The sequence below is a fragment of the Lentzea sp. NPDC055074 genome (assembly GCF_053608005.1).
The window spans coordinates 112,476-139,059 of sequence record NZ_JBSGUQ010000004.1 but is presented as its reverse complement, the minus strand read 5'-3'; the positions used below and the strand labels follow the sequence as shown (position 1 = coordinate 139,059).

The following is a 26,584-nucleotide window of genomic DNA, read 5'->3' as shown; positions in this document are numbered from 1 at the left end:
ATGGGAACATCTACGGCGTGACTGTTCCAAGCGTGGAGATCGCCGACGTGCCGGCGCAGCTGCCCGAGGGCGCCGTTCTGCTGGACGTGCGCGAGCAGGACGAGTGGGACGCCGGCCACGCGCCCGGCGCCGTGCACGTCCCCATGAGCGAGATCGGTGCCCGGCTCGGTGAGGTGCCGAACGACGTGCAGCTCTACGTGGTGTGCCGCGCCGGTGGCCGCTCCGCCCGCGTGACCCAGTACCTCAACGAGAACGGCTGGGAGGCCGTCAACGTCGAGGGCGGCATGCAGCACTGGGAGGCCGCCGGTCGTCCGCTCGAGGGCGGCACCGACGGCGCGGAACCCCAGGTCATCTGACCGTGCAGCCGCTGCAGCCGATGCGCGTGGACTGGGTGGCGACCCCGCCACCCGGTGCGTACCCGCAGCCGCAGTCCCGTTCGCAGCGGCTGAGCTACGGCGGCCCGCCGAACTACCCGGTCCCGCCGCGCTGGGGCTTCCCGCTGCTCGCGTGGCGCTGGCCCACGGCGGTGCCCGGCACGGTCGAGCAGGCCGACTCGGTCGACGGCGTGCGCCGGCTCGGCCGCACCGTGCAGAACTCGCTGTGGCTGCTCGGCTTCGTCGCCCTGTGGGGCGCGTTCTCCGAGATCTGGCGGTACGTGCTGGTCGCGCTGAGCAGGTTCGGCGCGTTGTCGGCCGGCGTCGTGAGCACGTCGGACGCCATGGTGGTGTCGTCCTCCGCGATCACGATCACCGGCTGCTTCCTGTCGCTGATCCTCGGGCTGCTGTGGCTGCGCCGTGCGCGGAACGTGGCCGCGACACTCGTGGGCTACGGCCCCTCCCGGTCGGACCGGGACGTGCTGATCGGCCTGATCGTGCCCGGCGTGAACCTCGTGGTGCCCGGCTCGGTGCTCGCCGAGCTCGAACACGCCGTGGCCCGCAGGCCCGCCGGTGAACGCCCGCACCCGTCGAGGCTCCTGCGGTGGTGGTGGGGTCTCTGGGCGGCGTCGGGCCTGACGGTGGTGCTCGTGGTCGCCTGGTCGTTCCGGTCCAGCACCCAGGCCCTCGCGGACGGCGTGCTGCTGCACGCGTTCGCCGACCTGCTGCTCGCCGCGGTCGCGGTGACGTCGGCGCTGGTCGTCCGCCGCATCACCACGCTGCTGCTGCCGGTGGACGCCGCGTCCGTCCGGCTGATGCGCGTGGTCGAGGTCAAGGACGCCCCCGAACCCCCGCTGCGTGCGGTCCGCGCCTCCGGCTCGCCCCGCTGATCCTGTTCAGCTGACGTTCGCTCGGCCGGACCTGCCGGTGTCGTCCGGTGAGTGCCAGGTTGGACCCATGCGGACACTCATCGCGGCTCTGGTGATCGCGCTGGTCACCCCGGGCGTCGCCCACGCGCACCACCGCGACTTCGACCTCCAGGCCCATCGCGGCGGCATCGGCCTGACCGTCGAGAGCACGCTCAAGGCGTTCGGCAAGGCGCTCGAACTCGGCGTGACGACCCTGGAGCTGGATCTCCAGATCACGCGCGACGGCCGTGAGGTCATCACCCACGACCGCAGGACGAACCCGGCGAAGTGCCTCGACACCGCGCCCGCGTTCCCCGGCGACCCCGAGTTCCCCTACGCCGGCAAGTACGTGAAGGACCTGACGTTCGCCCAGGTCCGAACCCTGGACTGCGGCAGCACCCGCTGGTCGCAGTACCCGGACCAGGAACTCTCGCCGGGCGCCCGCATGCCCACCCTGGCCGAGCTCTTCGACCTGGTGCGCAGGCACCGCGCGTGGGGCATCCGCTTCAACATCGAGACCAAGGTCGAGGCCGCCGCACCGCACGAGACCGCGCCGCGCGAGCAGTTCGTGCAGCGCGCGGTCCGCGAGATCCGGCGTTCGGGCTTCCTGCCGAACGTGACGATCCAGTCCTTCGACTGGGGCACGCTGATGCGCCTGCGCGAGGTCGAGCCGCGGATCCCGCTGGTGGCGCTGACCCAGCCGGAGATGCTGCGGCCGGGCTCGCCGTGGACGGGCGGCCTCGAGCTCGCCGACTTCGGCGGCAGCGTCGCGAAGATGGCGAAGTCCTTCGGTGCCAAGGCGTTGTCGCCGGTGCACGGCAACCCGCAGGGCGGCAAGGTCGGCGATCCGGACTACGTGCCGTTCACGACTCGCGCGCTCGTGCAGGACGCCCACCGGCACGGGCTGAAGGTGGTCCCGTGGACGGTGAACGACCCGGCCACCATGCACAAGCTGATCGACGACGGCGTGGACGGCATCATCACCGACTACCCGGACCGGTTGCGGAAAGTCTTGAAGGAGCGCGGGTTCACGCTCCCGAAGCGCTACCCGCGCTAGCCGTTGGCGAGGGACAGCGAGTGCAGGCCGCGGATCACGAACTCCGCGCGCCTGTTGGGTTCCTCGGCCAGCACGGCCTTGGGGAGCTTGCGGTGCAACGAGGACAGCGCCGCCTCCACCTCGATGCGCGCGAGCGGCGCGCCCAGGCAGTAGTGAATTCCCATGCCGAACCCGAGGTGCTGGTTCTTCTCGCGGCCGACGTCGAGCACGTCCGGGTTCTCGAAGACCAGCGGGTCCCGTGCGGCGGCACCGAGGAGGGCCGCGATCTTCTCGCCGGGCTCGATGACGTGGCCGGCGATCTCCACGCGTTCGGTGGCGGTGCGTTCGAAGAGCTGCAACGGCGAGTCGTAGCGGATGAGCTCCTCCACGGCGGTGGGCATGATCTCGGGCGAGAGGCGCTCCCACTGCGAGCGGTGCTGCATCAGCGCGTAGACGCCGTTGCCGATGACGTTGACCGTGGCCTCGTGGCCTGCCATCAGCAGCAGCACGGCGGTGGCGACGAGCTCGTCCTCGGTGAGCCTGGCGCCGTCGGTGTCGGTGACGGCGACCAGGTCGGAGACGAGGTCGGCGCCGGGGTTCTTGCGGCGCAACGCGATCAGCTCGCGCAGGTAGGCGACGAACTCGGTGGCGGCGCGTTCGGCGGCGTCCTGCTGGTCGGCGGGCAGGCCGTACTCGTACATCTTCACGATGGCGTTCGACCACGGCTGTAGCAGGTAGCGGTCCTCGCCGGGCACGCCGAGCAGCTCCGCGATCACCTCGACCGGCAGCGGTGCGGCGACGTGGGCGAGCAGGTCCGCCTGGCCGACGTCGGAGATCTTGGCGGTCAGCTCGTCGACGAGCCTGTCGGCCAGGTCGGCGACCCACGGGCGCAGGCGCTCGACGTGACCCCGGCCGAACGCGGCGGCGACCAGGCGGCGCAGGCGGGTGTGCGTGGGCGGCTCGTTCTCCAGCAGCGAGTTGCGGTGCAGGAGGTTGAACGACATGAACTGCTCGACGGGCTTCACGTCCGACCAGATCCTGCCCACCGAGCGGTGCCGCAGGACGGTGGAGCAGGCGGCGTGCGAGACGGCGACGGCCACGCCCATCTGCTCGTGGTGATGCACCTCACCGGCTTCGCGCAGGGCTGCGAAGGCCGGGTACGGGTCGGCGATGAACGCGGGATCACGCTGGTCGAACGTCACAAGGCGGGACGGTAAGTCGCGATCGGCGTTTCGTCCACGTCCATTTGATTGATGACTCAAATTGTTGCGCAGACACCGGTGCTGTGGCCGTCGGCCTTCGCCCCGCGATCCGCCGTTCAGACGGGTGAATCGCGGTGTCGGCCCCGCGTCCTCATATCGGGCACATGGGGGCGCGGGGCCGGCACCGCGAGGCGCCCTGCTGGGCGCCGGAGCGCGCGGTGAAGGTCGGCGGCCACAGCACTATCGTTCGGGGTTGTGCAGCAACCCTCCGTCGTCGCGCACCGAGGCGCGTCCACAGACCGTCCCGAGCACACCATCGGGGCCTACGAACTCGCCCTGAAAGAGGGAGCGGACGGCCTCGAATGCGACATCCGCCTCTCCCGTGATGGCGAGCTCGTGTGTGTGCACGATCGCACTCTCGCTCGTACCTCGAACGGCCGTGGCACGGTCAGCGCGCTCACGCTCGAAGAGCTGAGGAAGTTCGACTACGGCAGCTGGCACCGCCACGGCCAGGGAGCCGGGCTGTTGGTGCTCGACGAGCTGCTGGAGCTGGTCAAGGGCACGAACGTGGAGCTCTTCGTCGAGACCAAGCACCCGGTCCGGTACCGCAACGAGGTCGAGCGCAAGCTCGCCGCGGCGTTGAAGAAGCACGGTCTGACGTCGCAGATCGTCATGATGTCGTTCTCGCCGACCGCGGTGAAGGTGTTCCGCGAGCAGGCGCCGGACATCCGCACGGTGCTGCTGCTCGACCGCCTCGGCCGGTACCGCGGCGGTGCGCTGCCGTCGTTCGCCGACTACACCGGGCCGGGTGTGCACGTGCTGCGCAACGACCCCGGGTACGTCGATCGGGCGAGGCGAGCGGGCCACGAGACCTACGTGTGGACGGTGGACAGCGCCGAGGACGTCGCGCTGTGCCGTGACCTGGGTGTCCGCTACCTCGCGACGAACGCCCCGGCGAACACCCGCCGCCTGCTGACGGCTAACTTTGGCGACCTAGAAAAAGCCTGAGCACGAGGAGGGCCAAGGTGGCCAAGCGGACCGCGGTCAAGGACGCACCGAAGGACGGGATCAACCCCAAGCAGCCCTGCCCGTGCGGCTCCGGCAAGCGCTACAAGGCCTGCCACGGCGCGCCCGGCGGCGCGACGGACGTGATCGTGTCCCGGCCGTTCGAGGGCCTCGCCGCCGAGTGCGAGCTGATCGCCCTGCGCGAGTTCGTGCCGTCGGCGATCGTGAAGCTGCCGACCAAGGACGGTCGCGAGGTCACGCTCGCCACCGTGCTGCCGATGGCCGCCGCCGGTCTGATCCGCGGCGACGACGTGCCGTTCGTGGGCCTGCAGGTGCAGACGCGCTCCGGCGACATCAGCCGCGACCTGGCGCGGGCGCTGCAGTGGGCGCAGAAGGCCAAGACCGGTGACGTGCTGCCCGTCGTGGGCCCGGACAACGGCGAGAACCCCGGCCGTCTGCAGGACCTGCTCGACGTCGACGCGGACATCACGCCCGTGCTGCACACCGACTTCATCTGGTGGATGCCCGAGGGCACCGAGCCGACCGGAGACGTGGCGCTGTCCCTGGAGCGCGCGAACGCCGCGATCCTGCCGACCGAGCGCCTCGACGCCCCCGGCGTGAAGGCGGCCTACTGGGTCGACGCGGGCGACAAGGCGCACCTGCGCTGGGTCCGCCCGGAGCCCGAGGAGAAGCTGCTGGACGCGATGGCCCGGCTGTCCGCCCGCGGTGAGCTCGACCTCGGCGAGGGCTCGCGCTACGCCGGTTCGTTCCGCGCCCACGGCCTGCTCGTGCCGGTCTGGGACCTCGACCGCGAGATGCACGCCCGCGAGTGGGCCGAGCCGGCCGAGGCGCTGGGCAAGCGCCTGCAGGAGGCCCTGGCCTCCGACGAGCAGCTGTCCGACGCCGAGCGTCGCGCCCGGGAAGGCCTGCGGGGCCGCCAGATCACCCTGCGGTAGTCCACAGGTTGTCCACATAGTTGTGCACAAGGAGCTGTGGATAAGTGCTGCTGCACATCATCACGAAGGCCGGCTGGGCCGCTGCCCAGCCGGCCGGCTCCATCGCCCCCGCTGAGGGTGAGGAGTTCGTGCACTGCTCCGACCGGGGTGTCGTGCACGTGACGGCGGGCAAGTTCTTCCCCGGCCAGAGCGGACTGTTGCTGCTGGTCGTCGACCCGAAGCTGCTCGGCGTGCCGGTGCGCTGGGAGGCGGTGCCGGACTCGCCGCTGTGGTTCCCGCACGTCTACGGCCCGATCCCGGTCGCCGCGGTGGCCGAGGTGCACGACTTCCCCTGCGAGCCCGACGGCTCGTTCGTCCTCCCGGAGGCCGTCGCCGTTCCGTGACGGCCGGGTCTCGGTTCTCGTCCCGGAACGGCGGAACTGCCTGCGCCCGTTGCCGTTCCGTGATTAAAGTGACGGCAACCGCTTCGCGGCCCCACGCGTGAACACCCCGAGCCAGGTTGCTTCGGGGGAGGGGGCGTGCCGTGACGGCGGTGTTGCAGCTGGGATCAGCCGTCGAACACGGCGGGGGAAGAGCGGAAGCCGTGGGGGACTTCGCTGAGTTCGTGCGCGTCTCCATGCCCGGACTCCTGAGGTACGGCCACGCGCTGACCGGCAACCCGCACGACTCCGCCGACCTGGTGCAGTCGGTGCTGGAGAAGGTCGGCTCACGCTGGGTCGCCGTGCAGCGCAAAGGTGACGACCCGCTCGCGTACGTCCGCCGTGCGATGGCCAACACGCACATCAGCATCTGGCGCCGCCGTCGCCGTGAGAGCCTCGTGGCGGACTTCCCGGACACCGGAGCCGTCGCTCCGGAGCTGAGCAGGCTGGAGAACGAACCGCTCTGGCAGGCACTGCGCTCGTTGCCACCGCGGCAGCGAGCGGTGATCGTGCTGCGGTACTACGAGAACCTCTCCGAGGCCGAGATCGCCCACGCGCTCGGGATCTCGTGCGGCACGGTGAAGAGCCAGAGCAGCAAGGCGATGGCGAGTCTCCGAACACGCCTGGGAAAGGACTGACCGGTGAGCGATCTGGATGATGATCTGCGCAAGCTCTTCAGCGACGATCGGCTGGACGTCCACTCCACGTCGGTCTCCACCGAGCAGGTGCTCCTCGGAGCGACTCGCCGCCAACGCAGGCGAACCGCCGTCGCCGGGACCTTCGCCCTGGTGGCCGTGGTCGGCGCCGGGATCGGCGTGAGCCGGTTCCAGCCGTCCTCGTCGGACAGCACGGCGGGTGCCCTCCTGACGACGGCCGTCTCGACCACCACGACGCTCTCGCCACCACCGCCGTCGATCAGCACGGTCGTCTCGACCGCGACCGTCACGGTGGGCCAGCCACCGAACTCCACCGGCGGCAACACCGGCAAGCCCGACCCCGGCGGCACGAGCAAGTCGGCCCCGAAGTCGTCAGGGCCGGCCACCCCGGAGTCGCAGCCGGGCCGGTACGGAACGCTCTCGCTGGGCATGTCCGAGGCCGCCGCGCTGGCGACGGGCTCGCTGATCGAACCCAGCAGCGCGGCCGACCCGGACAACAGGTGCAAGGCCTACGCGACGAAGTCCGTGCCCGACGCCAACGCCGTGATCATCTCGCCGGCCAAGGGGATCGTGCGGATCACCATGCCGACCTACGCCAAGACGCCGAAGAACGTCGGCGCGGGCTCGCAGGTGGCCGACGTGAAGACCGCCTACGCGAACTCCACCCAAAGCGGCTCGGTGATAACGGCACAAATGTCGGCCACGCCTCCGTGGTCGTACATTTTTGAAACCGACGGAATGGTGGTCTCCGCCGTGTTCATGCGACTGAACGCGAACGACTGCGCGACTGTTTGACCTATTGCTGAATCGCTGAGATCCCGCTGCTCCTGATGGTGCGGCGGGAATTCGGCGTGCGTTTTTCCGTGCCGGTCGCCGTGATTTTTTCGTGACTCTGAACTGCGCAACCTTGCCGACGAGGTGACGTCTTACTGGTGTCTGAAAGGGCATGGGGATGCCCGAAAACACGCTTGGGGGAATCGAAATGAAGAACTCGGTCAAGATCGCATTCGTCGCCGCGCTCGCCGTCGCGGGAATTACCGCGTGCACTGCGGAGCCGACGCAGAATTCTGCTCCTGCCCCGTCGAACACTGTTTCGTCGAGCATCGTCCCGTCGAACACCGCTCCGTCCAGCACCGTTTCGTCCAGCACGACGACGCTGCCCGTCCAGGTGGTCACGGAGGTCGTGACCGCGACGGTGACGAACCCGCCGCAGGCCGTCGTGAAGGTGGACAACCGGCTCGGCTACGGCGGTCTGAAGCTCGGCATGTCGCTGGAGGAGGCGCGTGCCGCCGGCCTGACCGACCTGACCTGGGACAGCCCGGGCGAGCAGGGGTGCGTCTCCGACGGGAAGGTCGCGATCTCCAAGCAGTACGGCGTCGAGCGGATCACGCTGCCCGCGGAGGCCAGGACCTCGAAGGGGATCGGCGTCGGCTCGACCTTCGCCGAGGTCAAGAAGGCCTACCCCGGCGCCTCCGAGTACCGCGCCGGCTGGTCGGCGAAGGTGGCCGACAAGGCGGTGTACGCGTTCATCGGCGGCTCCGAGCTCGTCCACTTCACGGACACCGACGAGGTGGTCCGCATCAAGATCACCGCGTCCACCGTCTACTGCGCCATGGCCTACCTCTGAGGCCTGCCGGATCGTCGTGCCCGCCCCGCTGGGGGTGGGGCGGGCACGGTCGCTCAAAAGATCTCTGGCCGCCACGTAGAGATCCGCGTTTCGGCTCCGTCCCCGTGGTGAAAGCGACCAGGATGGGTCGCGACCGCACCGAGGGAGACACCAGCGATGGCGAAGTACCTGCTGCTCAAGCACTACCGCGGCGCCCCTGCCCCGGCCAACGACGTGCCGATGGACCAGTGGACGCCCGACGAGATCACCGCGCACATCCAGTACATGAACGACTTCGCGGACAGGCTCAAGACCAGCGGTGAGTACGTCGACGGCCAGGCGCTGGAGCAGGAGGGCACCTGGGTCCGCTACGACGGCGAGGGGCGCCCGCCGGTCACCGACGGGCCGTTCGCGGAGACGAAGGACCTCATCGCCGGGTGGATGATCATCGACACCGACACCTACGAGCGGGCGCTCGAGCTGGCGGGGGAGCTGTCGGCGGCGCCGGGCAAGGACGGCAAGCCGATCCACGAGTGGCTGGAGATCCGGCCGCTCTACGGCAACGCGCCGACGATCACGGAGTAGCGGTGGACGAGGCGCTGGTCAGGAGCCTCACGCCGGCCGTGCTCGGCATCCTCGTCCGTCGCGGAGCAGACTTCGCGGCGGCCGAGGACGCCGTGCAGGACGCACTGGTCGAGGCCGTCCGAGTGTGGCCGGAGGATCCGCCTCGGGATCCCAAGGGCTGGCTGGTCACGGCGGCCTGGCGCAAGTTCCTCGACGCGACGAGAGCGGAGACGGCTCGGCGCCGGCGGGAGAACCTCGTCGACGCCGAGCCCGAGCAGGGGCCCGCGCCGGACTCCGACGACACGTTGCAGCTCTACTTCCTGTGCGCGCACCCGTCGCTCACGCCGTCGTCGGCCGTCGCGCTCACGCTCAGGGCCGTCGGCGGCCTGACCACGCGGCAGATCGCGCAGGCCTACCTGGTGCCCGAGGCGACGATGGCCCAGCGCATCAGCCGGGCCAAGAAGACCGTCGGCGCCGTGCGGTTCGACCAGCCCGGCGACGTCGCCACCGTGTTGCGCGTGCTGTACCTGGTCTTCAACGAGGGCTACTCGGGTGACGTCGACCTGGCCGCCGAGGCCATCCGGCTCACCCGGCGGCTCGCGGTCGCGATCGACCACCCCGAGGTCGCCGGGCTGCTCGCGCTCATGCTCCTGCACCACGCCCGGCGCGCGTCCCGCACGGACGACGGCAGGCTCGTGCCGCTGGCCGAGCAGGACCGGGGGAGGTGGGACACGACGCTGATCGCCGAGGGCGTCGAGATCCTGCAGGCTGCGCTCGCCCGGGACCGGCTGGGGGAGTTCCAGGCGCAGGCGGCCATCGCGGCACTGCACGCGGACGCGCCCGTGGCCGAGGAGACCGACTGGGTGCAGATCGTGGAGTGGTACGACGAGCTCGCGAAACTCACGGACAGCCCCGTCGTCCGGCTGAACCGTGCGGTGGCCGTGGGCGAGGCCGACGGACCGCGTGCCGGACTGAAAGCACTGGCGGAACTGGACGACTCCCTGCCCCGCTACTCGGCCGTGGCGGCATACCTCCACGAGCGCGACGGCGACCGGCGAACGGCCGCGCGCCTTTACGTCGAGGCCGCCGGAAAAGCGTCGAACCTCGCCGAGCGGGAATACCTCACCTGGCAGGCCGCACGTCTCAACAACTGAAAGGACCGCCCGACCCGAAGGTCGGACGGTCCTTTGTGATCAGGCACTCAACCGTGCGAAGAAAAACTCAGAGCTTGCCGCCCGCGGCGGTCGGGGCGCCGGAGTCGGCACCCTCGTCGCCCACGCTTTCGCGGGTGAGGAACGTCTCCACGTAGAACATGTTGCCGTCCGCGCGGTCCATGATCGTGAGCAGCGTCTTCATCGAGGAGACCTCCTCGACCTGCTCCTTCAGGAACCACTGCATGAACTGCTCGCCGATGTAGTCGCCCTCCTCGCGGGCGGCCTTCGCGAGCGCGATGATCTGGTCGGTGACCTGCTGCTCCTGGGTCAGCGCCAGCGCGACGAGGTCACGCGGCGACTTGAACTCCGTCAGCGGCGCGGCGACACCGGGAATGGCGACCGGGATGTCGTTGTCCATCAGGAACTGCACGATCATCATCGCGTGGTTGCGCTCTTCGAGAGCCTGCTTGTAGAAGTGCGACGCGAGGCGCGGCAGGTCCTCGTTGTCGAACCACACGGCGAGCGCGATGTACTGCTGCGAAGCGGAGAACTCGTTGCCGACCTGAGTCCGCAGCAGCTCGCGGAAGTTCGACTTTCCGGACAGGATCTTCTTCACGTTCGAGGCCATGAGGAGTACGTTAGCCGAGAATGAAGACCTTCGCATTCCAGGAAAAGCTAACCTTTGTTTGGAAAGGTGAACCAAACAAAGGTAAGGCATTCCTAACGATCTACACCAATGGCGCGCGGTCGATCGGGCACGACATGCAGCGGGGTCCGCCGCGGCCGGAGCCGAGCTCCGAGCCGGCGATCCGCAGCACCTCGACGCCCTGGTCCTCCAGGCGCGCGTTCGTCTCCACGTTGCGCTCGTACGCCACGACGAGACCGGGGGCCACGGCGAGGGTGTTGTTGCCGTCGTCCCACTGCTCGCGCTCGGCGGTGACGATGTCGAGGCCCGTGTCGATCACCCGCAGCCGTTCGATGCCCATCGCCTCGGCCGCCGCCTCCAGGAACGGCACGGGGCCGTCGACGCGGACGCCGCCGTTGCCGTCGGCGCGCAGCGGGTAGGCCGTCAGCGTGTGGCGGATCGCCGGGTACATCACCACGGCGTCGCGGTCGACCATCGTGCAGACGGTGTCGAGGTGCATGGTGGCGCGTTCCTGCTCGATCGGCACCGCCAGCACCGTGTGCGCGAGACCGTCGGCCAGTGCCGAGCGTGCGAACGACTCGGCGCCCGCCGGGGTGGTGCGCTCGCCGACGCCGATGGCGATCACGCCGGGCGCGAGCAGCAGCACGTCACCGCCCTCCAGTGGGGCCGAGTGCGCGCCGTACGCACGGCCCGTGCGGCGGAACCGCGGGTGGTACGCGTAGATCAGGTCGGTCAGCGTCGTCTCGCGGTCGCGGGCGGGCAGCGCCAGGGACGTGATGGCCACGCGGTCGCCGACCCACACCGACGAGTCGCGGGTGAAGAGCAGGTTCGGCAGCGGGTCGACGGCGAAGTCGATCGGCAGGTGCATCTTGCGCACCAGCGACGCGCCCTCGGCGGCCGGCAGCTCCTCGAACGTCATGCCGGTCATCAGCACCTGCGCGAGCGTGGACGCGTCGAGCGACGTGAGGTGGCTGCGCAACGCGTCGGCCAGGTCGATGCCCAGGCGACGCTCGTTGACGGCGCTGTGGATGCCCGCGATGCGCGCGCGGTTGTCCTCCAGCGCCTGCACCAGCACGTCGGCCAGCAGCAGCACCTCGACACCGCGGGAGGTCAGCGTCGCGGCGAACGCGTCGTGCTCCTCCTGGGCGCGGCCGACCCACGGCACGCCGTCGAACAGCAGCTGGTCGTTGTTGCGCGGAGTGAGCCTCTTGAGCTCGTTGCCCGGCCGGTGCAGCAGCACCGTGCGCAAGGGGCCGACCTCGCTGTCCACGCGAGGCGCGGCGTCCGGAAGTGCTTCGGTCTCAGCGATCGTGTGCGCAGTCACCGATCGAGCGTAACCCCGAACAGCACAAATCGCCGCTCCAGAGCCGAGAATCGCAACGAATCACGGCTGAAATCGAGCGCCACCCTCGAATCGTTAGGGCAACCAGCTGACTTTGCCGCGCAACATTGTGTAGCCCACGAACGCGACCACGTCGAGGATGGTGTGGGCGATCACCAGCGGCCACAACCGCTTGGTCCGCTGCCAGTAGAACCCGAACACCAGGCCCATGACCACGTTGCCGACGAACCCGCCGAAGCCTTGGTAGAGGTGGTACGACCCGCGCAGCACGGCCGCCGCGACCAGCGCCGTGTACTGCCGCCAGCCCAGTTGCCGCAACCGCGTGATCAGGTACCCGACGACGAGCACCTCCTCCGCCCACGCGTTGCCGGCGGCGGCGAGGATCAGCGCCACGCTCATCCACCACTGGTTGTCCAAAGTGGACGGCTGGACGGCGAGGTTCAGCCCGAGCGCCCAGGCGGCGAAGTACAGGCCGAGCCCCGGGATGCCGATGACCGCGGCCAGTCCCAGGGCGCCCAGCGAGTCGGCGAGCTTGCGGGTGCCGTCGAGTCCGATGACGCGCAGCTTGATCCCCGTGCGCCACAACAGGTACAGCCCGATGCCGCCCCACGCGGCGAGCTGCAGCACACCCAGCAGCTGTGCCACCAGGTCCAGCAGGTCGGCGCGCGCCTGCGGGACGTTGATCGCGACGGACTGCTGGTTGAGCGGCGTCGGCTGCAGCAGGCTGTCGACCAGCCGCACGAGACTGCGCAGCCCGGACAGGCCGAGCGTCATGCTGAAGACGATCAGCAGCTCGAGCTGGTAACCGCGCTTCTCGGCGTCCGGGATCACCGCAGGTTCGATCACCTGCGTGACGCTACCTCTGGGAGAGGAACGGGCAGCCCATCAACCGCCGCAGTTCCGCGGCGAGTTCCTGGGGAGTGCCGACCGGCTGGGAGAACGCGATCCGCACGTCGTGGTCCTCGCACTCCGCCTCGACCCGCAGCCGCAGCCCGAACCGGTCGAGCCCGAGCGGCCGCACGGTGCCGTGCCGCAGCTCGTCCGGCAGGTGGCGGGCGAGCTGGCCGACGACGTCGCTGTGCGCGGCCTCCAGGTGCCGCAGCCAGTGGTCCTCGTTGCGGCAGAACGGGTCCGGCGCCGCGCTCGCGAACTGCTCCGGCCTGATCGACGAGGTGCCCTCGGCGTCCGCGATCACCATCGACGCGGGTGTGAGCCGCAGCACCGAGGCGCCGTGGCCCGCGTCGAGCAGGCGGTGGTCCGGGCGCACGTCGGCGACCGAGAGGATCTCCTCGCGCGCCTCCTCGCCGTCCAGCGCGGAGACCCATCCGGTCAGCCAGAGCAGGCCGCGGACGGGTTCGCGCAGCGGCACGGGAGCCTGGTCGGCGATCTCCAGCATCGCCGTCACCTCGGCCCGCGGGGCCTGCCACAACTGCGCCACCAGCGGATGTTCGTCGGCGAGCAGCAGGATCGTGGTGCCGCACGGGTGCACGTGGTGGAACAACGGGCTGGTGCGGGATCCGGACTGAGGAAGCAGCGCGGCGGACCCGTGGCGAGCCGCGATGGTGCGGGCGCGCTCCGCGGCGTGCGGCGCCGGTGGGCGCTTGATCTGGGTGTCGGTCACCACTCCACCTCCTCAAAGGTTAGGCAAGCCTAACTTAGCTTTGCTCGTCAAGGGAAGCGCCACCTGTACCTTGGACGGGTGGTCGTGCCCAACAAGCCGTCCACCGAGGTGGAGGCGCTCGACGATCGGTGGACCCGGCACTGTGTCGACCGGGCGAGCCGCCGTGCCCTCGTGTGGACGGTGCTCGCCGGCGCGGCCTTCGCGCTCCAGTTCGTGCTGGTGCTGGTGTGGTCCTGGTCCTCACCGGTGGCGCTCGTGCTCCTCTTCTTCGCCGCGGCCGTGCTCTGGGTGGTGACACGGAAGCGACCGGTGCGTTTACCGGAAGGTGAACCGTGGCATTTCGCCCATGTGCAGTGGGAAGGAGGGCGTCTCGTCGTGTTGTCGTCACCGCCTCTGTTGCTGACCCTGAGTGTCGGCCCTCTTCTGCGCGGACGCATCGCGCGTCACCGCCGTGTGTGGTTCGTGCCACCGGATCCGTCCGGGCGCACCTTCGTCACGTTCCGGGGAGTACCGCGGCTGATCCCGGCGCGTGTGCAGAGATGATCATCGAGAACTGGAGCGACACCTGCCTGGCACGGGCGGACCGGCGCGCGGTCGGGCACATCTTCTTCGCACTGGCGGTGCTCGGCGTCGTGCTCTTCATCGGCTGGCTCTGGCTGATCGTGCTGTCCGTGCCCGTGGTGCTGGAGCTCGCGGCGCCGGGGTTGCGGCACTTCCTCACACGCCGCGGCACCCTCGAGCTGATGGAGCGGTTCCCGTGGCGTCCGGTGTCGGTGGGCTTCGTGGCGGGCCGGCGCATCGGGCGGCAGGCCTACCTGCGGGTCGAGGACTCGGAGAAGAACCTGCGGCTGCCCGAACTCCCTGAACGGGCGCGGATTCTCGTGCGGCACACAGGACGGATCTGGATCGCCGGTCCGGACGAGCGCGGGCGCGTCGTCGCGATGACGCGCGGCCTCGCGTTCCTCACCCGCGGTCGCGTGATCGACCGCTAACGGCCGCCCGTGGGAATGCCTTCGCCTTCGGCCCACTGCGTGAGGTCGTCCTTGCGCAGCGCGGCCGCCAGCAGTTCGGGGAACTTGTCCGGCGTGCAGGCGAACGCGGGTGCGCCCAGCGCGTGCAGCTTCGCGGCCAGCTCGTGGTCGTACGAGGGCGTGCCGGAGTCGCTGAGCGCCAACAGGTTCACGACCGTGACGCCGCTCGCGACCAGTTCGCGGACCCGGCGCTGCAGCTCGGTCTCCGACCCGCCCTCGTAGAGGTCGCTGATGATCACGACGACCGTGTCGGTGGGCCTGCGGACCTGGGTCTGCGCGTAGGCGACCGCGCGGTTGATGTCCGTGCCGCCGCCGAGCTGGGCGCTGAACAGCAGGTCGACCGGGTCGCTGAGCTGGTCGGTCAGGTCGGCGACCTCGGTGTCGAACACGACGAGCTTCGTCGAGATCGACCGGATGCTCGCGAGCGCCGAGCCCAGAACGGCCGCGTGCACCAGGGACTCCGCCATCGAACCGGACTGGTCGACGAGCAGGATCACGTCCCGCATCGCCGCGGTCCGGCTGCGCCTGCGGTGCCCGATCAGGTCCTCGACGATGACGGTCTTGTGCCGCGGCTGGTAGTTCTTGAGGTTCGCGCGGATCGTCGTCGCCCAGTCGACGTCCTGCAGCTGCGGCCTCCTGGTGCGCCTGGACCTGTCGACGGCGCCGCGCACGGCCTCGACCAGCCGGTCCTGCAGGCGCTTCTCGATGTCCTCGACCACCTTGCGCACCACGGCTTTCGCGGTGTCGCGGGTGCGGGCCGGGATCGCCCGGGAGAGCTGCAGCAGGGTGCTGACGAGGTTCACGTCCGGCTCGACCGACTGCAGCAGTTCGGGTTCGAGCAGCAGCTGCTTCAGGCCGAGCTTCTCGACCGCGTCCCTTTGCATGACCTGCACGACGGACGTGGGGAAGTACTTGCGGACGTCGCCGAGCCAGCGGTGCAGCTGCGGAGAGCTGGCGCCGAGACCGGCACCTCTATCGCCGCCACCACCGTAGAGACCCGTGAGTGCGCCATCACGCCGTTGGTCGTCCTCGCCGAGTTCGGACACGTCTTCCGCGCTCGGACCCAGGAGCAACCGCCAGCGCCGTAGCCGCTCTTCGGTCATTTGAGCGCTGCCGCCACTTCTTCGGCCGCACGCACGACGTGAGGGCCGACAACGTCCGCGTCGAGCTTCTCCAGCGCCACCACGCCGACGGACGCCCTGAGACCGGGCACACCGCGCACCGGTGCCGCGACGCCGTACGCGTTCGGCTGCAGCTCACCGGCCGAGACGACCCACGGTTCGGAGGGCTGCGAGATGGCCTTGCCGGCCGCCCCGCGGTGCACCGGGTGGCGGGAACCCACCCGGTACGCCACGTGGAAAGCGGTCCACGACGGTTCGACGACGGCGACGGCCTGGGCCTCGGTGCCGTCGGCGACCGTGAGGTGCGCGGTGGCGCCGACCTTCTCGGCGAGCTCCCGCAGCGCCGGGTTCGCCGCCATCCGCAGCTGGGGGAGGACGTTGGAGGCGAGGCGCAGCACGCCCAGGCCGAGCCTGACCTTCGAACCCTCGCGGCGCACGAGACCGCGCGCCTGCAGGGGCACGAGAAGCCGGTACACGGCCGCTCTGGACGCGCCGATGGCCGTGGCGAGCTCCGAGATCGACGGTGCCTCGGACTCCGCCTCAGCGACCGCCTGGAGCAGCGCCAGACCCCTTTCCAGGGTCAGCGAGCTCTCCTTCGTCGCTCCGACCATCACGCACTCCGAACTGTTCCCACCACCTCGGCGAGACCGACCACGGAGCCCTTCTCACCGGGAGCCGTCGCGGTCAGCTTGACCGTGTCGCCGTCCTCCAGGAAAGACCTCGTGGAGCCGTCGTCGAGCTTGAACGGTTCCTTGCCACCCCAGCTGAGTTCGAGGAACGAGCCGCGCTCGTCCTTCTCCGGTCCCGAGACCGTGCCGGAGGCGAACAGATCACCTGGGCGCACGGTAGCCCCGTTCACCGTCATGTGCGCCAGCTGTTGCACAAAAGACCACGACATTTCCCGGAAAGGAGGCCGCGCGACGATCGTGTCGTTGAGCTCGACGGTGATGGTGATGTCGAGGCCCCAGGGCTGGTCGCACGTCAGGTAGTCGTGCAGCTTGTTCGGCAGCGGCGGCGTCGGGACGCGTGCAACTGAGAACGCCTCCAGCGGCGTGATCCACGCGCCGATCGACGTCGCGAACGACTTGGCGAGGAACGGGCCGAGCGGCTGGTACTCCCACGCCTGGATGTCGCGCGCCGACCAGTCGTTGACCAGCGCGACGCCGAAGACGTGCTCGGCGGCCCGGCTGGTGCTCACGTTGGCCGCCTTCGGGCCACCGCAGACGAAGCCGACCTCGGCCTCGATGTCGAGGCGCTCGGACGGCCCGAACTTCGGGCCCTCGCTGCCGCGCTTCTGGCCGTTCGGGCGGACGATCTCCGTGCCTGAGACGTACACCGTGCCCGCGCGGCCGTGGTAGCCGATCGGGAGGTGCGTCCAGTTCGGCGTGAGCGCGTCGCCGTCGGGGCGGAACATCCTGCCGACGTTCTCCGCGTGGTGCCTGCTGCTGTAGAAGTCGACGTAGTCGCCGACCGTGAACGGCAGCTTCGCCGTCTCGATGCCGACGAGCTCCGCGCCCTTGGGGGCCGAGCTCGACGTGACGATCTCGCGCAGCTTGGCGCGCAACACGCTCCAGACCGGGCGTCCGGCCGCCAGCAGAGGGTCCAGGGAGTCCCCCTGGACGTACTCGCTGCACTTGCCCAGCGCGAGGCTCTTGAGGAGCAACGCCTGGTCGCCGACGCGGACGGCCACGCCCCCGTCGACGACGCCGTAGGGCAGGGTCTGCGGTCCGAACGGCTGGTCTCCGGTGAAGTTCGGGTCGCTGATCCAGCTCACAGGAGTCCAAGCCCCTCAAGGTCGGCAACGGGTTCGGCGAGCGAGCACGAGCCGTAGCTCGCGAACACACCGCGCACGGCGTGGGCGGCCTGGTCGCTGAGCGCCTTGGCCTCGGCGGTGAGAGCCTCGGCGTCGGTGCTCGCGAGCGCCTCGCGGACGTCGCGGCCGCTCAGGCTGCGGGCGGTGGCCACGAGGAGGTTCAGGAAACCGTGGTGGGTGAAGCCCTGCTCGTCGGTGTAGCGGACGGCCTTGTGCAGGCCCGCCGTCGCCTTGAACGCGACGCCGCCACCGCTGACGACGGACAGGAAGTCACCGACCTCCTCGACGCTCGGGAAGTTCTCCTGGGAGAGACCACCGCAGCGCAGCTTGGGCCAGCTGCCGTGCTCGATGACCCGGCGGACGCCGTCGAGCCACTCGGCACCGCCGCGGCGGGGTTCGACGACGCGGATGACGTCCTCGGGGACGAACTCCGACACGCGCTCGAGCCACACCTCGTCCACATCGGACGGTGCGGGCATCTCGACCATGCGCAGTGCCAGGAGCTCGCTCCTGCTCTCGACGATGGACACGGCCTTCGGCACGCCGCCGAGGCCGGTGTCGATCACGAGGCTGAGAGCGATCGGTTTGGCCGGCTTCACCTTGATCAGCTCGGTGATCAGCTCGGCGAGACGGGAGGCGGGACAGAGGAAGAGGCCCATGACGCCGGAGAAGTCACCGACGCGTCCGTCGAGGTGACCGCGCACCGCGTCGGGCATCGACGCGTTCCCCGGAGGGAACAGCGCGGCATCGTCCACAAGCCTCGCGAGCAGGGGCGGAGTACCGCGCGGACCGGGCGCACGGAGTTCGACAGCGCTTGACACGGCTGACACGCTAGCTGGGTATCGGTAAGTGAACAAAGATGTCCGATAGTCGGACGCCCTGAAGGGACCCGGAGAGCACTCATGGCCTACTACCGCCAGGTGGGAGAGATCCCCCGAAAGCGCCACACCCAGTTCCGCAAACCGGACGGTGGCCTCTACGCGGAAGAGCTCATGGGGGTCGAGGGGTTCTCGGCCGATTCGGCCCTGCTCTACCACCGGTACCTGCCGACCGCGATCGTCAACGCGGAGACGGTGAAGGACGAGCGCGGTTCGATCGCGCCGAACCTGCCGTTGAAGCCGCGGCACTTCAAGACCCAGGACCTGACCTGGGCATCCGACGAGGTCGACGCGGTCACCGGGCGGCGGAAGCTGTTCGGCAACCCGGACGTGACCATCGGTTTCGTGGTCGCCAACGCGCCTTCTCCGCTGTACCGCAACGCGTTCGGTGACGAGCTCCTGTACGTGCAGAGCGGCTCGGGCGTCATCGAGACGATCTACGGCGCGTTGACGGTCGGCGACGGCGACTACGTCGTCATCCCGACCTCGTGCACCTACCGGGTCGTGCCGTCCTCGCCGATGTCGTTGCTGGTGCTGGAGGCGACCGGGCACGTCGGGCCTCCCAAGCGGTACCTGTCGAAGGCCGGGCAGTTCCTGGAGCACTCGCCTTACTGCGAGCGCGACATCCGGGGCCCCGAGGAACCGTTGGTGGTGGAAGGTGAGGACGTCGACGTGCTCGTGCGGCACCGTGCGGGCCTCACGCGCTTCACCTACGCCAACCACCCGTTCGACGTCGTCGGCTGGGACGGGCACCTGTACCCGTGGGCGTTCAACATCCGCGACTTCGAGCCGATCACCGGGCGCGTGCACCAGCCGCCGCCCGTGCACCAGACTTTCGAGGGCCCGAACTTCGTCGTGTGCTCGTTCGTGCCGCGCAAGGTCGACTACCACCCGTTGTCCGTGCCGGTGCCGTACAACCACGCGAACGTCGACTCGGACGAGCTGATGTTCTACGTGGGCGGCAACTACGAGGCGCGCAAGGGCTCGGGCATCGGCATCGGCTCGCTGTCGCTGCACCCGTCCGGCTGCACGCACGGACCGCAGCCCGGAGCCGTCGAGGCCTCGCTGGGCGTGGACTACTTCGACGAGACCGCGGTCATGGTCGACACCTTCCGCCCGCTGGAGCTGGGCGAGGCGGCGGAGGCCTCCGAGGACCCGGCGTACGCGTGGACGTGGGCTCGTCGCGGTCCGGCCTGATTTTCTGTCGGAGGTCCTCGCTACTTTGGTCTCGTGAGGACACGAGCCGTTCCGACGCGCTGGCAGGGCCTGGGCAAGGCCCTGCCGGTGCTGTGGGGCCTCTACACGGGCTCCGGCTCGCTGCCGTACCGCGTGTGCGTCGACCTGGCCGCGGGCTCGGCGAAGTGCACGTGCCCGTCCCGCAAGTTCCCCTGCAAGCACGCGATCAGCCTGCAGGAACTGGACCTCCCGGACGCCCTGCCGCCCGACTGGGTCGAGGAGTGGACCACCCGCCGCGCCACCCGTGAGCTCGACTCGTCACCCGAGGCCGTGGCCCGCCGCCTGCGTTCCCGCGAGAAGACGGCGGCGAACCGGGCGAACGCGATGTCGTCGGGCATAGAGGGCCTGCGCGACTGGCTGCTCGACGTGGCGTCCGCCGGCATCGCCTCCCTGCCGGGCCGCCCGGCCTCGTGGTGGCAGGCGTTCATCGCCCGCATGATCGACGCCCAGGTCCCCGGCGTGGCCGCCGCGGTGGCCGAGATCCAGGAGATCGTGGCCCGCTCGGGCCCGCGCTGGACCTCGGACGTGGCCGACCGCCTGGGAGGCCTCCACCTGCTGTGCTTCGTGCAGCCCAGGTCGCGCCTGGGCGTGACGATCCCCGAGGAGACGGTGCGCGCCACACCCGGCATCACCGACCGCTGGGTGGCCCTGCTCCGCCTGGAAACGGACGACGGCCGGGTCCGCACGGTCCGCCAGTGGTGCTGGGGCCGCCAGACGTCCCGCTGGGTCGTGGCGATCCGCCACTCCGCGGTGGGAGCCCCGGTCCCGCTCCTCCCACACGGCCTGGAGTCCTCGGCCCTGTTCCACCCCTACCCAGCCTCCGACCGGGTGGCCCTGGGTGACCTGGAGGGCTCGAAGGCCCCGGACCCGGTTCCCGCACCGCCGTCGTGGCGCACCGCGCTCGCGTCCCTGGAACCGATGCTGACGGCCGACCCGTGGCAGCGCCTGTTCCCGCTCGGCTGCGCCGCGGTCCGCCTGCACGGCGCCTCCCTGGTCGACGCCACGGGCCACGGCCTGCCGGTCCGCGACGACACGGGCCTCGACATGGCGCTCGCGCTCACCGGCGGCGTGCCGTTCGACGCCTGGGGCCTGTGGGACGGCCACGCGCTGCGGCTGGGGGCCATCGCGGTGGACGGCGCGCTGGAGGTGGTGGCGTGACCGTGCGCCCAGCGCCTTCCGCGCCGGCCCGGCTCGACCGGACCACGGCCGCGCCCTGCCGCGTCGTCGTGGTGGCGGGACCTGTCGGCGGCCAGCAGCCGTCGGTGACGCCACCCGCCGCCTGTCGCCAGACCTCAGCCGCGCCAGTCGCCGCTTGCCGCGTCACCGTGTCCGCGCCGCCCACGGCCGGCCAGCAGCCCTCAGCCGGTCTCGCTGCCTGCCTCCGCACTCCGGCCGCCCTACGCACCCCGGTCGCGTCCCCCGCCGCCTGCTTCCGCACCCCGGCTGCCCTTCGCACCCGGGCTGCCCTTCGCACCCGGGCTGCCCTTCGCACCCGGGCTGCCCTTCGCACCCGGGCTGCCCTTCGCACCCGGGCTGCCCTTCGCACCCCGGCTGCCCTCCGCATCCCGGCCGCGTCACCCGCTGCCCGCTTCCGCGCCCCGGCAGCCCACCGTCAAGCCCCGCCCGCGCCGTTCACCGCCCGCCGCGACACCTCGGCCGCGCCCCCCGCCCGCCGTCGCCCCTCAACCGCTCACCACACCCGACCGTCCGCCCACCCCCTCCGCACCCCGGAGGTGGCGGCGTGAAGACCGAGTGGTCCAAGACAGTCCAAGACCTCCTCATCGGCACCACCAGAGGCGGCGGCGACCCCACCGCCCTGCTGTCCGACTGCGCCACCCTCGGCGTGGCCGCGTTCGGCGCCACCCTCCCGCAGGAAGCCTCAGCCGAACCCCTGCCGCTGGCCCCGCCCGAGCCCGCGAACCTCCCCAGGCCCGCCGCCAAGGCCGTCCTCGAGGCGATCATGAGCCTCGACGACGAGGTCCTGCTCACCGAGTGGTGCGCCCTCGCCAAGGCCGGCAACGTCGTCGCCGAGCACCGCATGCTCCCCGCCCTGCTCTCCCTCGGCACGGCCCGGCCGGGTCTGCGGGCGGCGGTCGTGGAGGTCCTCGGCACGCGGGGCCGCTGGCTCGCGAACACCCGCCCCGGCTGGTCCTGGGCCAGCGGCGCCACGCCGCTGGTGGACGAGGTCCCGCTCGAAGAGATCCTCGACCTGCCCAGCGCCCAACGGGTCCGCGCGCTGCGCCGCAAGCGCAAGGCCGACCCGCACGAGGTCGGCGCGTTCATCGTGCGGGAGTTCCAGCAGTCGCGTCGCTCGGCCGACCGCCAGGTGCTGATCAGCGCACTGGAGACCGGCCTCGGCCCGCAGGACGAGCGGCTCCTCGAGGCGGCCCTCGACGACAAGGCGGCGGCCGTCCACGACGAGGCCCTCCGGCTCCTGCGCAAGCTGCGGCCCACCCGGCTCGGTGCCCGCGCGGCACACCGCCTGCGGCACGGCCTGCGCCTCACCTCGGACGGCCTCGACGTCCGGCCGGACGAGCTCTGGACCGGGCAGCCCGACGCGGCGGAGGAGCGCGACCTGATGCGGGACGGCTCCGAGCGGGGCGTGGCCGGGCGCATCCGGGCCGCGGCCGCGAGCGTGCCGCCGTCGTACTGGACCTCGACCCTCAAGGCCGACGACGCCAAGGCCGCCGACATGCTGAGAAGGGGCCCGTGGGCCGGTGCGCTGCTCCGGGGTGTCGCGGACCAGCTCGCCGCGGCCAAGGACCCGCGGCCGTGGGCCGTGGCGGCCGCCGAGACGCTGACCGGCATGGAGCAGCTGGAGATGCTGGCCGCGCTGCCCGCGTCCGTGGCCGAGCAGGCGGTGGTGGCGGTGTCGAAGAACTGGCACTACGACCTCCTCGACCACGCCTGCGCGCAGTTGCCGGCGCCGTGGTCGCCCGAGACCACCCGCGCGCTGATGCACCGCTACGCCGCCCTGCCCGACCCCCGCTGGCGGGCGGGGCGTCCGCCGGCGGTGTTGCTGGCGCGGGGTGACGCGGACCTGCTCGGCACGAGCTGGGAGGCTCTGACCCGTCGCTGGCCGGAGAACTCCCTGGAACTGGAGGTCCTCCGCCTCCGCATCCGCCTTCGCGAGTCCTTCGCGCCACCCGAGCCCCAGGAGGCCCCGTGACCGCCGTGCTCAGGCCGACGGCCGAACAGCAGTACGCCGCCGAGCTCGAGGCCGTCGCGGCCCAGGACGACCGGCAGCGGCCGCCCAACTGGCGCCTCTCGCCGCAGGCCGTGGTCACCTACGTGCTGGGCGGCACGCTGCCCGACGGCACCGTGATCTCGCCGAAGTACGTGGGCGCGCGCCGGCTGGTCGAGGTCGCGGTGGGCACGCTGGTCACGGACAGGGCGCTGCTGCTCGTCGGTGTGCCGGGTACGGCGAAGTCGTGGCTGTCGGAGCACCTCGCGGCGGCGATCAGCGGCGACTCGACGCTGGTGGTCCAGGGCACGGCCGGCACGAGCGAGGACCAGGTCCGCTACGGCTGGAACTACGCCCGCCTGATCGCCGAGGGCCCGAGCGAGAACGCCATCGTGGCGAGCCCCGTCATGAGGGGCATGCAGCAGGGGTCGGTCGTGCGGATCGAAGAGCTGACGCGCATGCCGTCCGAGGTGCAGGACTCGTTCATCACGGTGCTCAGCGAGAAGTCCCTGCCGGTGCCGGAGCTGAACTCGCAGGTCCAGGCGGTGCCCGGCTTCACGGTCATCGCGACGGCCAACGACCGCGACCGCGGCGTCAACCAGATGTCCTCGGCGCTCGCGCGGCGCTTCAACACCGTCGTGCTGCCGCCTCCGGCCACGGAGGACGCCGAGGTCGAGATCGTCATCACCCGCGCCCAGCAGCTCGGCAAGGCGCTCCAGCTTCCCGCCGAACCGCCCGCGCTCGACGAGGTGCGCCGCGTCGTGCGGATCTTCCGCGAGCTGCGCAACGGTTCCACCGTGGACGGTCGCACGCAGCTGAAGAAGCCCAGCGGCAGCCTGTCCACGGCCGAGGCCATCTCGGTCATCGCGAACGGCATGGCGCTCGCCGGCCACTTCGGCGACGGCACGCTGGGGGCGGACGAGCTCGCGAGCGGCCTCATCGGCTCCGTGATCAAGGACAGGGTCTCGGACGCGACGGTCTGGCAGGAGTACCTGGAGACGGTGCTGAAGGAGCGCTCCGAATGGCGTGACCTCTACCGGGCCTGCCTGGACGCCAGCGGTGACTGAGCCCGTCCTCCTCGGCATCAGGCACCACGGCCCCGGCTCGGCCCGGATGGTCGAACGGGCGCTGGCGCAGACGAGCCCGGCGCTCATCCTGATCGAGGGGCCACCGGAGGCGGACGCGCTGCTGGAGCACGTCCACGCGCTCACGCCGCCGGTCGCGATCCTGCTGCACGACGAGACCGAGCCCGAGAACGCGGCGTTCTGGCCGTTCGCCGAGTTCTCCCCGGAGTGGCAGGCGCTCAGGTACGCCAGCGAGAACGGTGTCCCCGCGCGCTTCTTCGACCTGCCTGCCTCGGCGTCGATCGGTGACGACGGCCCGAGCGGCAGCGTCGACCCGATCGGCCTGCTGGCCGAGGCCGCGGGCTTCGACGACCCGGAGCGCTGGTGGGAGGACGTGGTCGAGCACAGCGCGTCCGATCCGATCGAGCTCGCGAACGCCATCGCCGAGGCCATGGTCGCCGTGCGCGCGGAGTTCGAGACAGAGGTGGGCGAACGCACGCTCAGGCGTGAAGCGTTCATGCGTCAGACGATCCGCAAGGCGCGCAGGGAGACCGACGGCCCGATAGTCGTGGTCTGCGGTGCCTGGCACGTCCCGGCGTTGCTCACGAAACCGACGGTCGCCTCCGACACCGCGTTGCTCAAAGGCCTGCGCCGCCGCAGGATCTCCGGCACCTGGGTGCCGTGGAGCCACGGCCAGCTGGCCGCCGAGTCGGGCTACGGCGCGGGCATCGACTCCCCGGGCTGGTACGCGCACCTCTGGCAGCACCAGGCCGACGTGGTCCCGCGCTGGTTCGCCAAGGCCGCCGCGGTGCTCAGGGAAGAGGACCTCCCGGCCTCGACCGCGAGCGCCGTGGAAGCCGTCCGCCTCGCGGAAACCCTTGCGGCGCTGAGGGAACGCCCGAGTGCGGGGCTGAGCGAGGTCAACGAGGCCGCGCTCGCCGTCCTCTGCGGAGGCGAGGAGATCCACCTCCGCCTGGTCCACCGCAAACTGGTGGTGGGCGAACGCCTCGGTGAGGTGGGCGAGGCCGTCCCGCGCTCCCCGCTGGCCGCGGACCTCCAGCGCCTGCAACGCAAACTCCGCCTCCCCGCGGAGGTCCAGCCCAAGCAGCTCAAGCTGGACCTCCGCAAGGACACCGACCGGGAGCGGTCGAAACTCCTGCAGCGCCTGGAAGTCCTGGGTGTGCCGTGGGGCAAACCGGACCGTTCGAACTCGCTCGGCACCTTCGCCGAGGTCTGGCAGCTCCGCTGGGACCCGGTCTTCGCGGTGTCCGTGGCCGTCGCCGCCCGCCACGGCACCACCGTCCACACGGCAGCCGAGAACGTCCTGACCCAGGCGGCCAAGGACGCCAAGCGCGTGGCCGACGCCGCCGCGACCCTCACCAAGTCCGTCGGCTGCGAGCTGCCGAAGGCCGTCGCCGAGGCGCGCAAGGCCCTCGACCGCTGCGCGGCTCTCGCCACCGACGCCCTCGAGCTCCTGGCCGCCCTCCCGGACCTGGCGAGGACGGTCCGCTACGGCTCGGTCCGCGGCACCGACCCGGAACTGCTGCGCGTGGCCCTGCACGGCCTGCTCACCCGAGGCGCGGTCGGCCTCCCGATCGCCTGCCGGGGCGTCGACGACGAGACGGCGGAGCACGCCCTGCAGGTCGTCGACGGTGCCCACGAGGCCGCCCGGCTGGCAGCCGACGACGAGCACCAGAAGACCTGGTGGCGAGCCCTGCACGCGCTGGTCAAGGCCGAGGCCCACGGCCTCCCGACGGGCAGGGCCACCCGCCTGCTCTGGGAAGCGGGCGAACTGACGAGCGACGACGTGGCCGCCCGCCTGCACCGCAGCGTCGCCACCGCGTTCGTCGCGGGCTTCCTGCGCGGCTCCGCCACCCTCCTGGCAGCGGACCCGCGCCTCTTCGGCCTCATCGACGAGTGGCTGAGCGGCCTGCGCGGTGAGGCGTTCGACGACGCCCTGCCCCTGCTCCGCAGGGCCATCACCGACTTCACCCCGGCCGAACGCCGCCTGCTCGGCGAGCGCGTCGTCGCGGGCGAGACACCGCAACCGGCGGCCGACGACGAATGGGACCTGGAGATCGCCGAACGCCTCGCCGCCCACGTCCGCGGCCTGCTGGCCGGGGTTTCACGATCCGAGGATTCGCCGATCCCACACGCGTGACCGCACCAGAGGAAGACCGCGCCACCGTGCCGGACGAAGAGCGTGACGTCGCACCGGAAGCCGACAGCGCCACCGCGCCGGACGAGGACCGCCTCGCTGCTCCGCCCGGCGACCTCACGCCGCCCGACGAGAGCCTCCTCGACGAGTCCCAGCACCGCATCGACGAGGCCAAGCAGATCGCCCGCGAACTCCGCGAAGAGGTCCCCGACACCACTCCGGAACCGCCGAGGGAAGACGGCTCCCCGGCGAACTAGACCGACCAGGGCGGCGTGATCGTCCGCCCGTCGGCCAGCGTGCCCTGGATCCCCACCGAGGTGGCGACCAGCACCCGCGCCGGCCCACCGGTCAACGACAGCTCGGTGTTCGGCGGCACCACGACGGCGTCGCCGACCCCGGCCGTCTGCCCCTGGATCGTCACCGATCCGGACAGCACGTAGAACACCTCCTCCTTGGACGCGCGGTGCGGCGTCCCGTCGCCGCCTTCCGGCACGTCGACGGTCCACAGCGCGATCTCCGAGCTGCCGCGCGACGGCACGGCCAGCGAGCGGAACTCGAAGCCGCCGAACTCGTGCAGCTCCGCGGAATCCCCGGTCACCAGCAAGACAAC

Annotated in this window: 29 protein-coding genes; 19 read left to right on the top strand and 10 right to left on the bottom strand. The window is 70.9% G+C overall.

The features are described 5' to 3' along the window. The first annotated feature begins 17 nt into the window (after positions 1 to 17). From ACWF7A_RS11055 to ACWF7A_RS11045, 3 genes are all read left to right on the top strand, one after another. On the top strand, positions 18 to 356 hold the full coding sequence (locus tag ACWF7A_RS11055) for a rhodanese-like domain-containing protein (protein WP_382433042.1): 339 nt from the start codon (positions 18 to 20) through the stop codon (positions 354 to 356). 2 nt (positions 357 to 358) lie between these two features. Further along, entirely contained in the window at positions 359 to 1,264 is a 906-nt protein-coding gene (locus ACWF7A_RS11050; protein WP_452250288.1) for a DUF4328 domain-containing protein, read from the top strand. Positions 1,265 to 1,331: 67 nt separating this feature from the next. After that, a complete protein-coding gene (locus ACWF7A_RS11045) occupies positions 1,332 to 2,339 on the top strand; it encodes a glycerophosphodiester phosphodiesterase (protein WP_452250287.1) in 1,008 nt (335 codons plus the stop codon). Here ACWF7A_RS11045 and ACWF7A_RS11040 read toward each other — a convergent pair. Next, complete coding sequence (locus ACWF7A_RS11040; protein ID WP_452250286.1) at positions 2,336 to 3,520, bottom strand: cytochrome P450; 1,185 nt, start codon at positions 3,518 to 3,520, stop codon at positions 2,336 to 2,338. The genes ACWF7A_RS11045 and ACWF7A_RS11040 overlap by 4 nt on opposite strands. Before the next feature lie 255 nt (positions 3,521 to 3,775). Here ACWF7A_RS11040 and ACWF7A_RS11035 point away from each other — a divergent pair, with 255 nt between their 5' ends. From ACWF7A_RS11035 to ACWF7A_RS11000, 8 genes are all read left to right on the top strand, one after another. Then, complete coding sequence (locus ACWF7A_RS11035; protein WP_452250285.1) at positions 3,776 to 4,528, top strand: glycerophosphodiester phosphodiesterase family protein; 753 nt, start codon at positions 3,776 to 3,778, stop codon at positions 4,526 to 4,528. 17 nt (positions 4,529 to 4,545) lie between these two features. After that, on the top strand, positions 4,546 to 5,481 hold the full coding sequence (locus ACWF7A_RS11030) for a DUF5926 family protein (RefSeq protein WP_452250284.1): 936 nt from the start codon (positions 4,546 to 4,548) through the stop codon (positions 5,479 to 5,481). A gap of 44 nt (positions 5,482 to 5,525) precedes the next feature. Continuing rightward, the gene (locus ACWF7A_RS11025; protein WP_452250283.1) at positions 5,526 to 5,864 is read left to right on the top strand and encodes a DUF952 domain-containing protein; all 339 of its coding nucleotides are present in this window, start codon (positions 5,526 to 5,528) and stop codon (positions 5,862 to 5,864) included. 200 nt (positions 5,865 to 6,064) lie between these two features. After that, positions 6,065 to 6,538, top strand: a complete 474-nt coding sequence (locus ACWF7A_RS11020; RefSeq protein ID WP_452250282.1) for a SigE family RNA polymerase sigma factor — start codon at positions 6,065 to 6,067, stop codon at positions 6,536 to 6,538. Positions 6,539 to 6,541: 3 nt separating this feature from the next. Beyond that, on the top strand, positions 6,542 to 7,351 hold the full coding sequence (locus ACWF7A_RS11015; protein WP_452250281.1) for a hypothetical protein: 810 nt from the start codon (positions 6,542 to 6,544) through the stop codon (positions 7,349 to 7,351). Between the two features lie 187 nt (positions 7,352 to 7,538). Continuing rightward, positions 7,539 to 8,183 (top strand): hypothetical protein, encoded by a 645-nt coding sequence (locus tag ACWF7A_RS11010; protein ID WP_452250280.1) that lies wholly within the window; start codon positions 7,539 to 7,541, stop codon positions 8,181 to 8,183. A 156-nt stretch (positions 8,184 to 8,339) separates the two neighbouring features. Beyond that, on the top strand, positions 8,340 to 8,747 hold the full coding sequence (locus ACWF7A_RS11005; RefSeq protein ID WP_452250279.1) for a YciI family protein: 408 nt from the start codon (positions 8,340 to 8,342) through the stop codon (positions 8,745 to 8,747). A 2-nt stretch (positions 8,748 to 8,749) separates the two neighbouring features. Next, entirely contained in the window at positions 8,750 to 9,880 is a 1,131-nt protein-coding gene (locus tag ACWF7A_RS11000; protein ID WP_452250278.1) for an RNA polymerase sigma factor, read from the top strand. A gap of 67 nt (positions 9,881 to 9,947) precedes the next feature. Here the strand turns inward: ACWF7A_RS11000 and ACWF7A_RS10995 are convergent, their stop codons facing one another. From ACWF7A_RS10995 to ACWF7A_RS10980, 4 genes are all read right to left on the bottom strand, one after another. After that, positions 9,948 to 10,508, bottom strand: coding sequence for a ferritin (locus ACWF7A_RS10995; protein ID WP_452250277.1), 561 nt, complete (start codon positions 10,506 to 10,508; stop codon positions 9,948 to 9,950). Positions 10,509 to 10,608: 100 nt separating this feature from the next. Then, positions 10,609 to 11,796, bottom strand: coding sequence for an arginine deiminase (locus tag ACWF7A_RS10990; protein ID WP_452250656.1), 1,188 nt, complete (start codon positions 11,794 to 11,796; stop codon positions 10,609 to 10,611). A 147-nt stretch (positions 11,797 to 11,943) separates the two neighbouring features. Then, complete coding sequence (locus ACWF7A_RS10985) at positions 11,944 to 12,642, bottom strand: CPBP family intramembrane glutamic endopeptidase (RefSeq protein ID WP_452250655.1); 699 nt, start codon at positions 12,640 to 12,642, stop codon at positions 11,944 to 11,946. Between the two features lie 82 nt (positions 12,643 to 12,724). Continuing rightward, positions 12,725 to 13,489 carry a DUF2470 domain-containing protein gene (locus tag ACWF7A_RS10980; RefSeq protein ID WP_452250276.1) on the bottom strand — a complete coding sequence of 255 codons (765 nt, stop codon included), beginning with the start codon at positions 13,487 to 13,489 and terminating at the stop codon, positions 12,725 to 12,727. Between the two features lie 78 nt (positions 13,490 to 13,567). Here ACWF7A_RS10980 and ACWF7A_RS10975 point away from each other — a divergent pair, with 78 nt between their 5' ends. Together ACWF7A_RS10975 and ACWF7A_RS10970 are read left to right on the top strand one after the other, a co-directional pair. Further along, positions 13,568 to 14,032 (top strand): hypothetical protein, encoded by a 465-nt coding sequence (locus tag ACWF7A_RS10975; RefSeq protein WP_452250275.1) that lies wholly within the window; start codon positions 13,568 to 13,570, stop codon positions 14,030 to 14,032. Beyond that, the gene (locus tag ACWF7A_RS10970; protein ID WP_452250274.1) at positions 14,029 to 14,481 is read left to right on the top strand and encodes a hypothetical protein; all 453 of its coding nucleotides are present in this window, start codon (positions 14,029 to 14,031) and stop codon (positions 14,479 to 14,481) included. Before ACWF7A_RS10975 ends, ACWF7A_RS10970 begins: the two co-directional genes overlap by 4 nt. Here ACWF7A_RS10970 and ACWF7A_RS10965 read toward each other — a convergent pair. Genes ACWF7A_RS10965 through ACWF7A_RS10950 form a run of 4 tightly spaced genes read right to left on the bottom strand, consistent with a single transcriptional unit; the run spans position 14,478 to position 18,275 of the window. Then, positions 14,478 to 15,623 (bottom strand): VWA domain-containing protein, encoded by a 1,146-nt coding sequence (locus tag ACWF7A_RS10965; protein WP_452250273.1) that lies wholly within the window; start codon positions 15,621 to 15,623, stop codon positions 14,478 to 14,480. The two genes, ACWF7A_RS10970 and ACWF7A_RS10965, sit on opposite strands and share 4 nt — an antisense overlap. Continuing rightward, positions 15,620 to 16,252 (bottom strand): IclR family transcriptional regulator, encoded by a 633-nt coding sequence (locus ACWF7A_RS10960; protein ID WP_452250272.1) that lies wholly within the window; start codon positions 16,250 to 16,252, stop codon positions 15,620 to 15,622. The genes ACWF7A_RS10965 and ACWF7A_RS10960 overlap by 4 nt, the downstream gene beginning before the upstream one ends. Next, entirely contained in the window at positions 16,252 to 17,415 is a 1,164-nt protein-coding gene (locus ACWF7A_RS10955) for a fumarylacetoacetate hydrolase family protein (protein WP_452250271.1), read from the bottom strand. The genes ACWF7A_RS10960 and ACWF7A_RS10955 overlap by 1 nt, the downstream gene beginning before the upstream one ends. Beyond that, positions 17,412 to 18,275, bottom strand: a complete 864-nt coding sequence (locus ACWF7A_RS10950) for a hypothetical protein (protein ID WP_189156545.1) — start codon at positions 18,273 to 18,275, stop codon at positions 17,412 to 17,414. Before ACWF7A_RS10950 ends, ACWF7A_RS10955 begins: the two co-directional genes overlap by 4 nt. A gap of 81 nt (positions 18,276 to 18,356) precedes the next feature. Here ACWF7A_RS10950 and ACWF7A_RS10945 point away from each other — a divergent pair, with 81 nt between their 5' ends. From ACWF7A_RS10945 to ACWF7A_RS10920, 6 genes are all read left to right on the top strand, one after another. Beyond that, complete coding sequence (locus ACWF7A_RS10945) at positions 18,357 to 19,529, top strand: homogentisate 1,2-dioxygenase (RefSeq protein WP_452250270.1); 1,173 nt, start codon at positions 18,357 to 18,359, stop codon at positions 19,527 to 19,529. Between the two features lie 33 nt (positions 19,530 to 19,562). Then, a complete protein-coding gene (locus ACWF7A_RS10940; RefSeq protein WP_452250269.1) occupies positions 19,563 to 20,726 on the top strand; it encodes an SWIM zinc finger family protein in 1,164 nt (387 codons plus the stop codon). 154 nt (positions 20,727 to 20,880) lie between these two features. Continuing rightward, on the top strand, positions 20,881 to 22,737 hold the full coding sequence (locus ACWF7A_RS10935; RefSeq protein ID WP_452250268.1) for a DUF5691 domain-containing protein: 1,857 nt from the start codon (positions 20,881 to 20,883) through the stop codon (positions 22,735 to 22,737). Next, positions 22,734 to 23,819 carry an ATP-binding protein gene (locus ACWF7A_RS10930; RefSeq protein ID WP_452250267.1) on the top strand — a complete coding sequence of 362 codons (1,086 nt, stop codon included), beginning with the start codon at positions 22,734 to 22,736 and terminating at the stop codon, positions 23,817 to 23,819. Before ACWF7A_RS10935 ends, ACWF7A_RS10930 begins: the two co-directional genes overlap by 4 nt. Next, positions 23,812 to 25,977 (top strand): DUF5682 family protein, encoded by a 2,166-nt coding sequence (locus ACWF7A_RS10925; RefSeq protein ID WP_452250266.1) that lies wholly within the window; start codon positions 23,812 to 23,814, stop codon positions 25,975 to 25,977. Before ACWF7A_RS10930 ends, ACWF7A_RS10925 begins: the two co-directional genes overlap by 8 nt. Further along, complete coding sequence (locus ACWF7A_RS10920) at positions 25,974 to 26,231, top strand: hypothetical protein (RefSeq protein WP_452250265.1); 258 nt, start codon at positions 25,974 to 25,976, stop codon at positions 26,229 to 26,231. Before ACWF7A_RS10925 ends, ACWF7A_RS10920 begins: the two co-directional genes overlap by 4 nt. Here the strand turns inward: ACWF7A_RS10920 and ACWF7A_RS10915 are convergent. Then, positions 26,228 to 26,572: a cupin domain-containing protein gene (locus ACWF7A_RS10915; RefSeq protein WP_452250264.1), complete on the bottom strand. Its 345-nt coding sequence runs from the start codon at positions 26,570 to 26,572 to the stop codon at positions 26,228 to 26,230. The genes ACWF7A_RS10920 and ACWF7A_RS10915 overlap by 4 nt on opposite strands. Positions 26,573 to 26,584 lie beyond the last annotated feature (12 nt).

Coding starts and splice junctions, on each gene's coding strand:
- ACWF7A_RS11045 (WP_452250287.1), top strand. CDS start 1,332: ATGCGGACACTCATCGCGGCTCTGGTGATCGCGCTGGTCACCCCGGGC.
- ACWF7A_RS10985 (WP_452250655.1), bottom strand. CDS start 12,642: ATGACGCTCGGCCTGTCCGGGCTGCGCAGTCTCGTGCGGCTGGTCGAC.
- ACWF7A_RS10995 (WP_452250277.1), bottom strand. CDS start 10,508: ATGGCCTCGAACGTGAAGAAGATCCTGTCCGGAAAGTCGAACTTCCGC.
- ACWF7A_RS10965 (WP_452250273.1), bottom strand. CDS start 15,623: ATGACCGAAGAGCGGCTACGGCGCTGGCGGTTGCTCCTGGGTCCGAGC.
- ACWF7A_RS11010 (WP_452250280.1), top strand. CDS start 7,539: ATGAAGAACTCGGTCAAGATCGCATTCGTCGCCGCGCTCGCCGTCGCG.
- ACWF7A_RS11005 (WP_452250279.1), top strand. CDS start 8,340: ATGGCGAAGTACCTGCTGCTCAAGCACTACCGCGGCGCCCCTGCCCCG.
- ACWF7A_RS10945 (WP_452250270.1), top strand. CDS start 18,357: ATGGCCTACTACCGCCAGGTGGGAGAGATCCCCCGAAAGCGCCACACC.
- ACWF7A_RS10960 (WP_452250272.1), bottom strand. CDS start 16,252: ATGGTCGGAGCGACGAAGGAGAGCTCGCTGACCCTGGAAAGGGGTCTG.
- ACWF7A_RS10970 (WP_452250274.1), top strand. CDS start 14,029: ATGATCATCGAGAACTGGAGCGACACCTGCCTGGCACGGGCGGACCGG.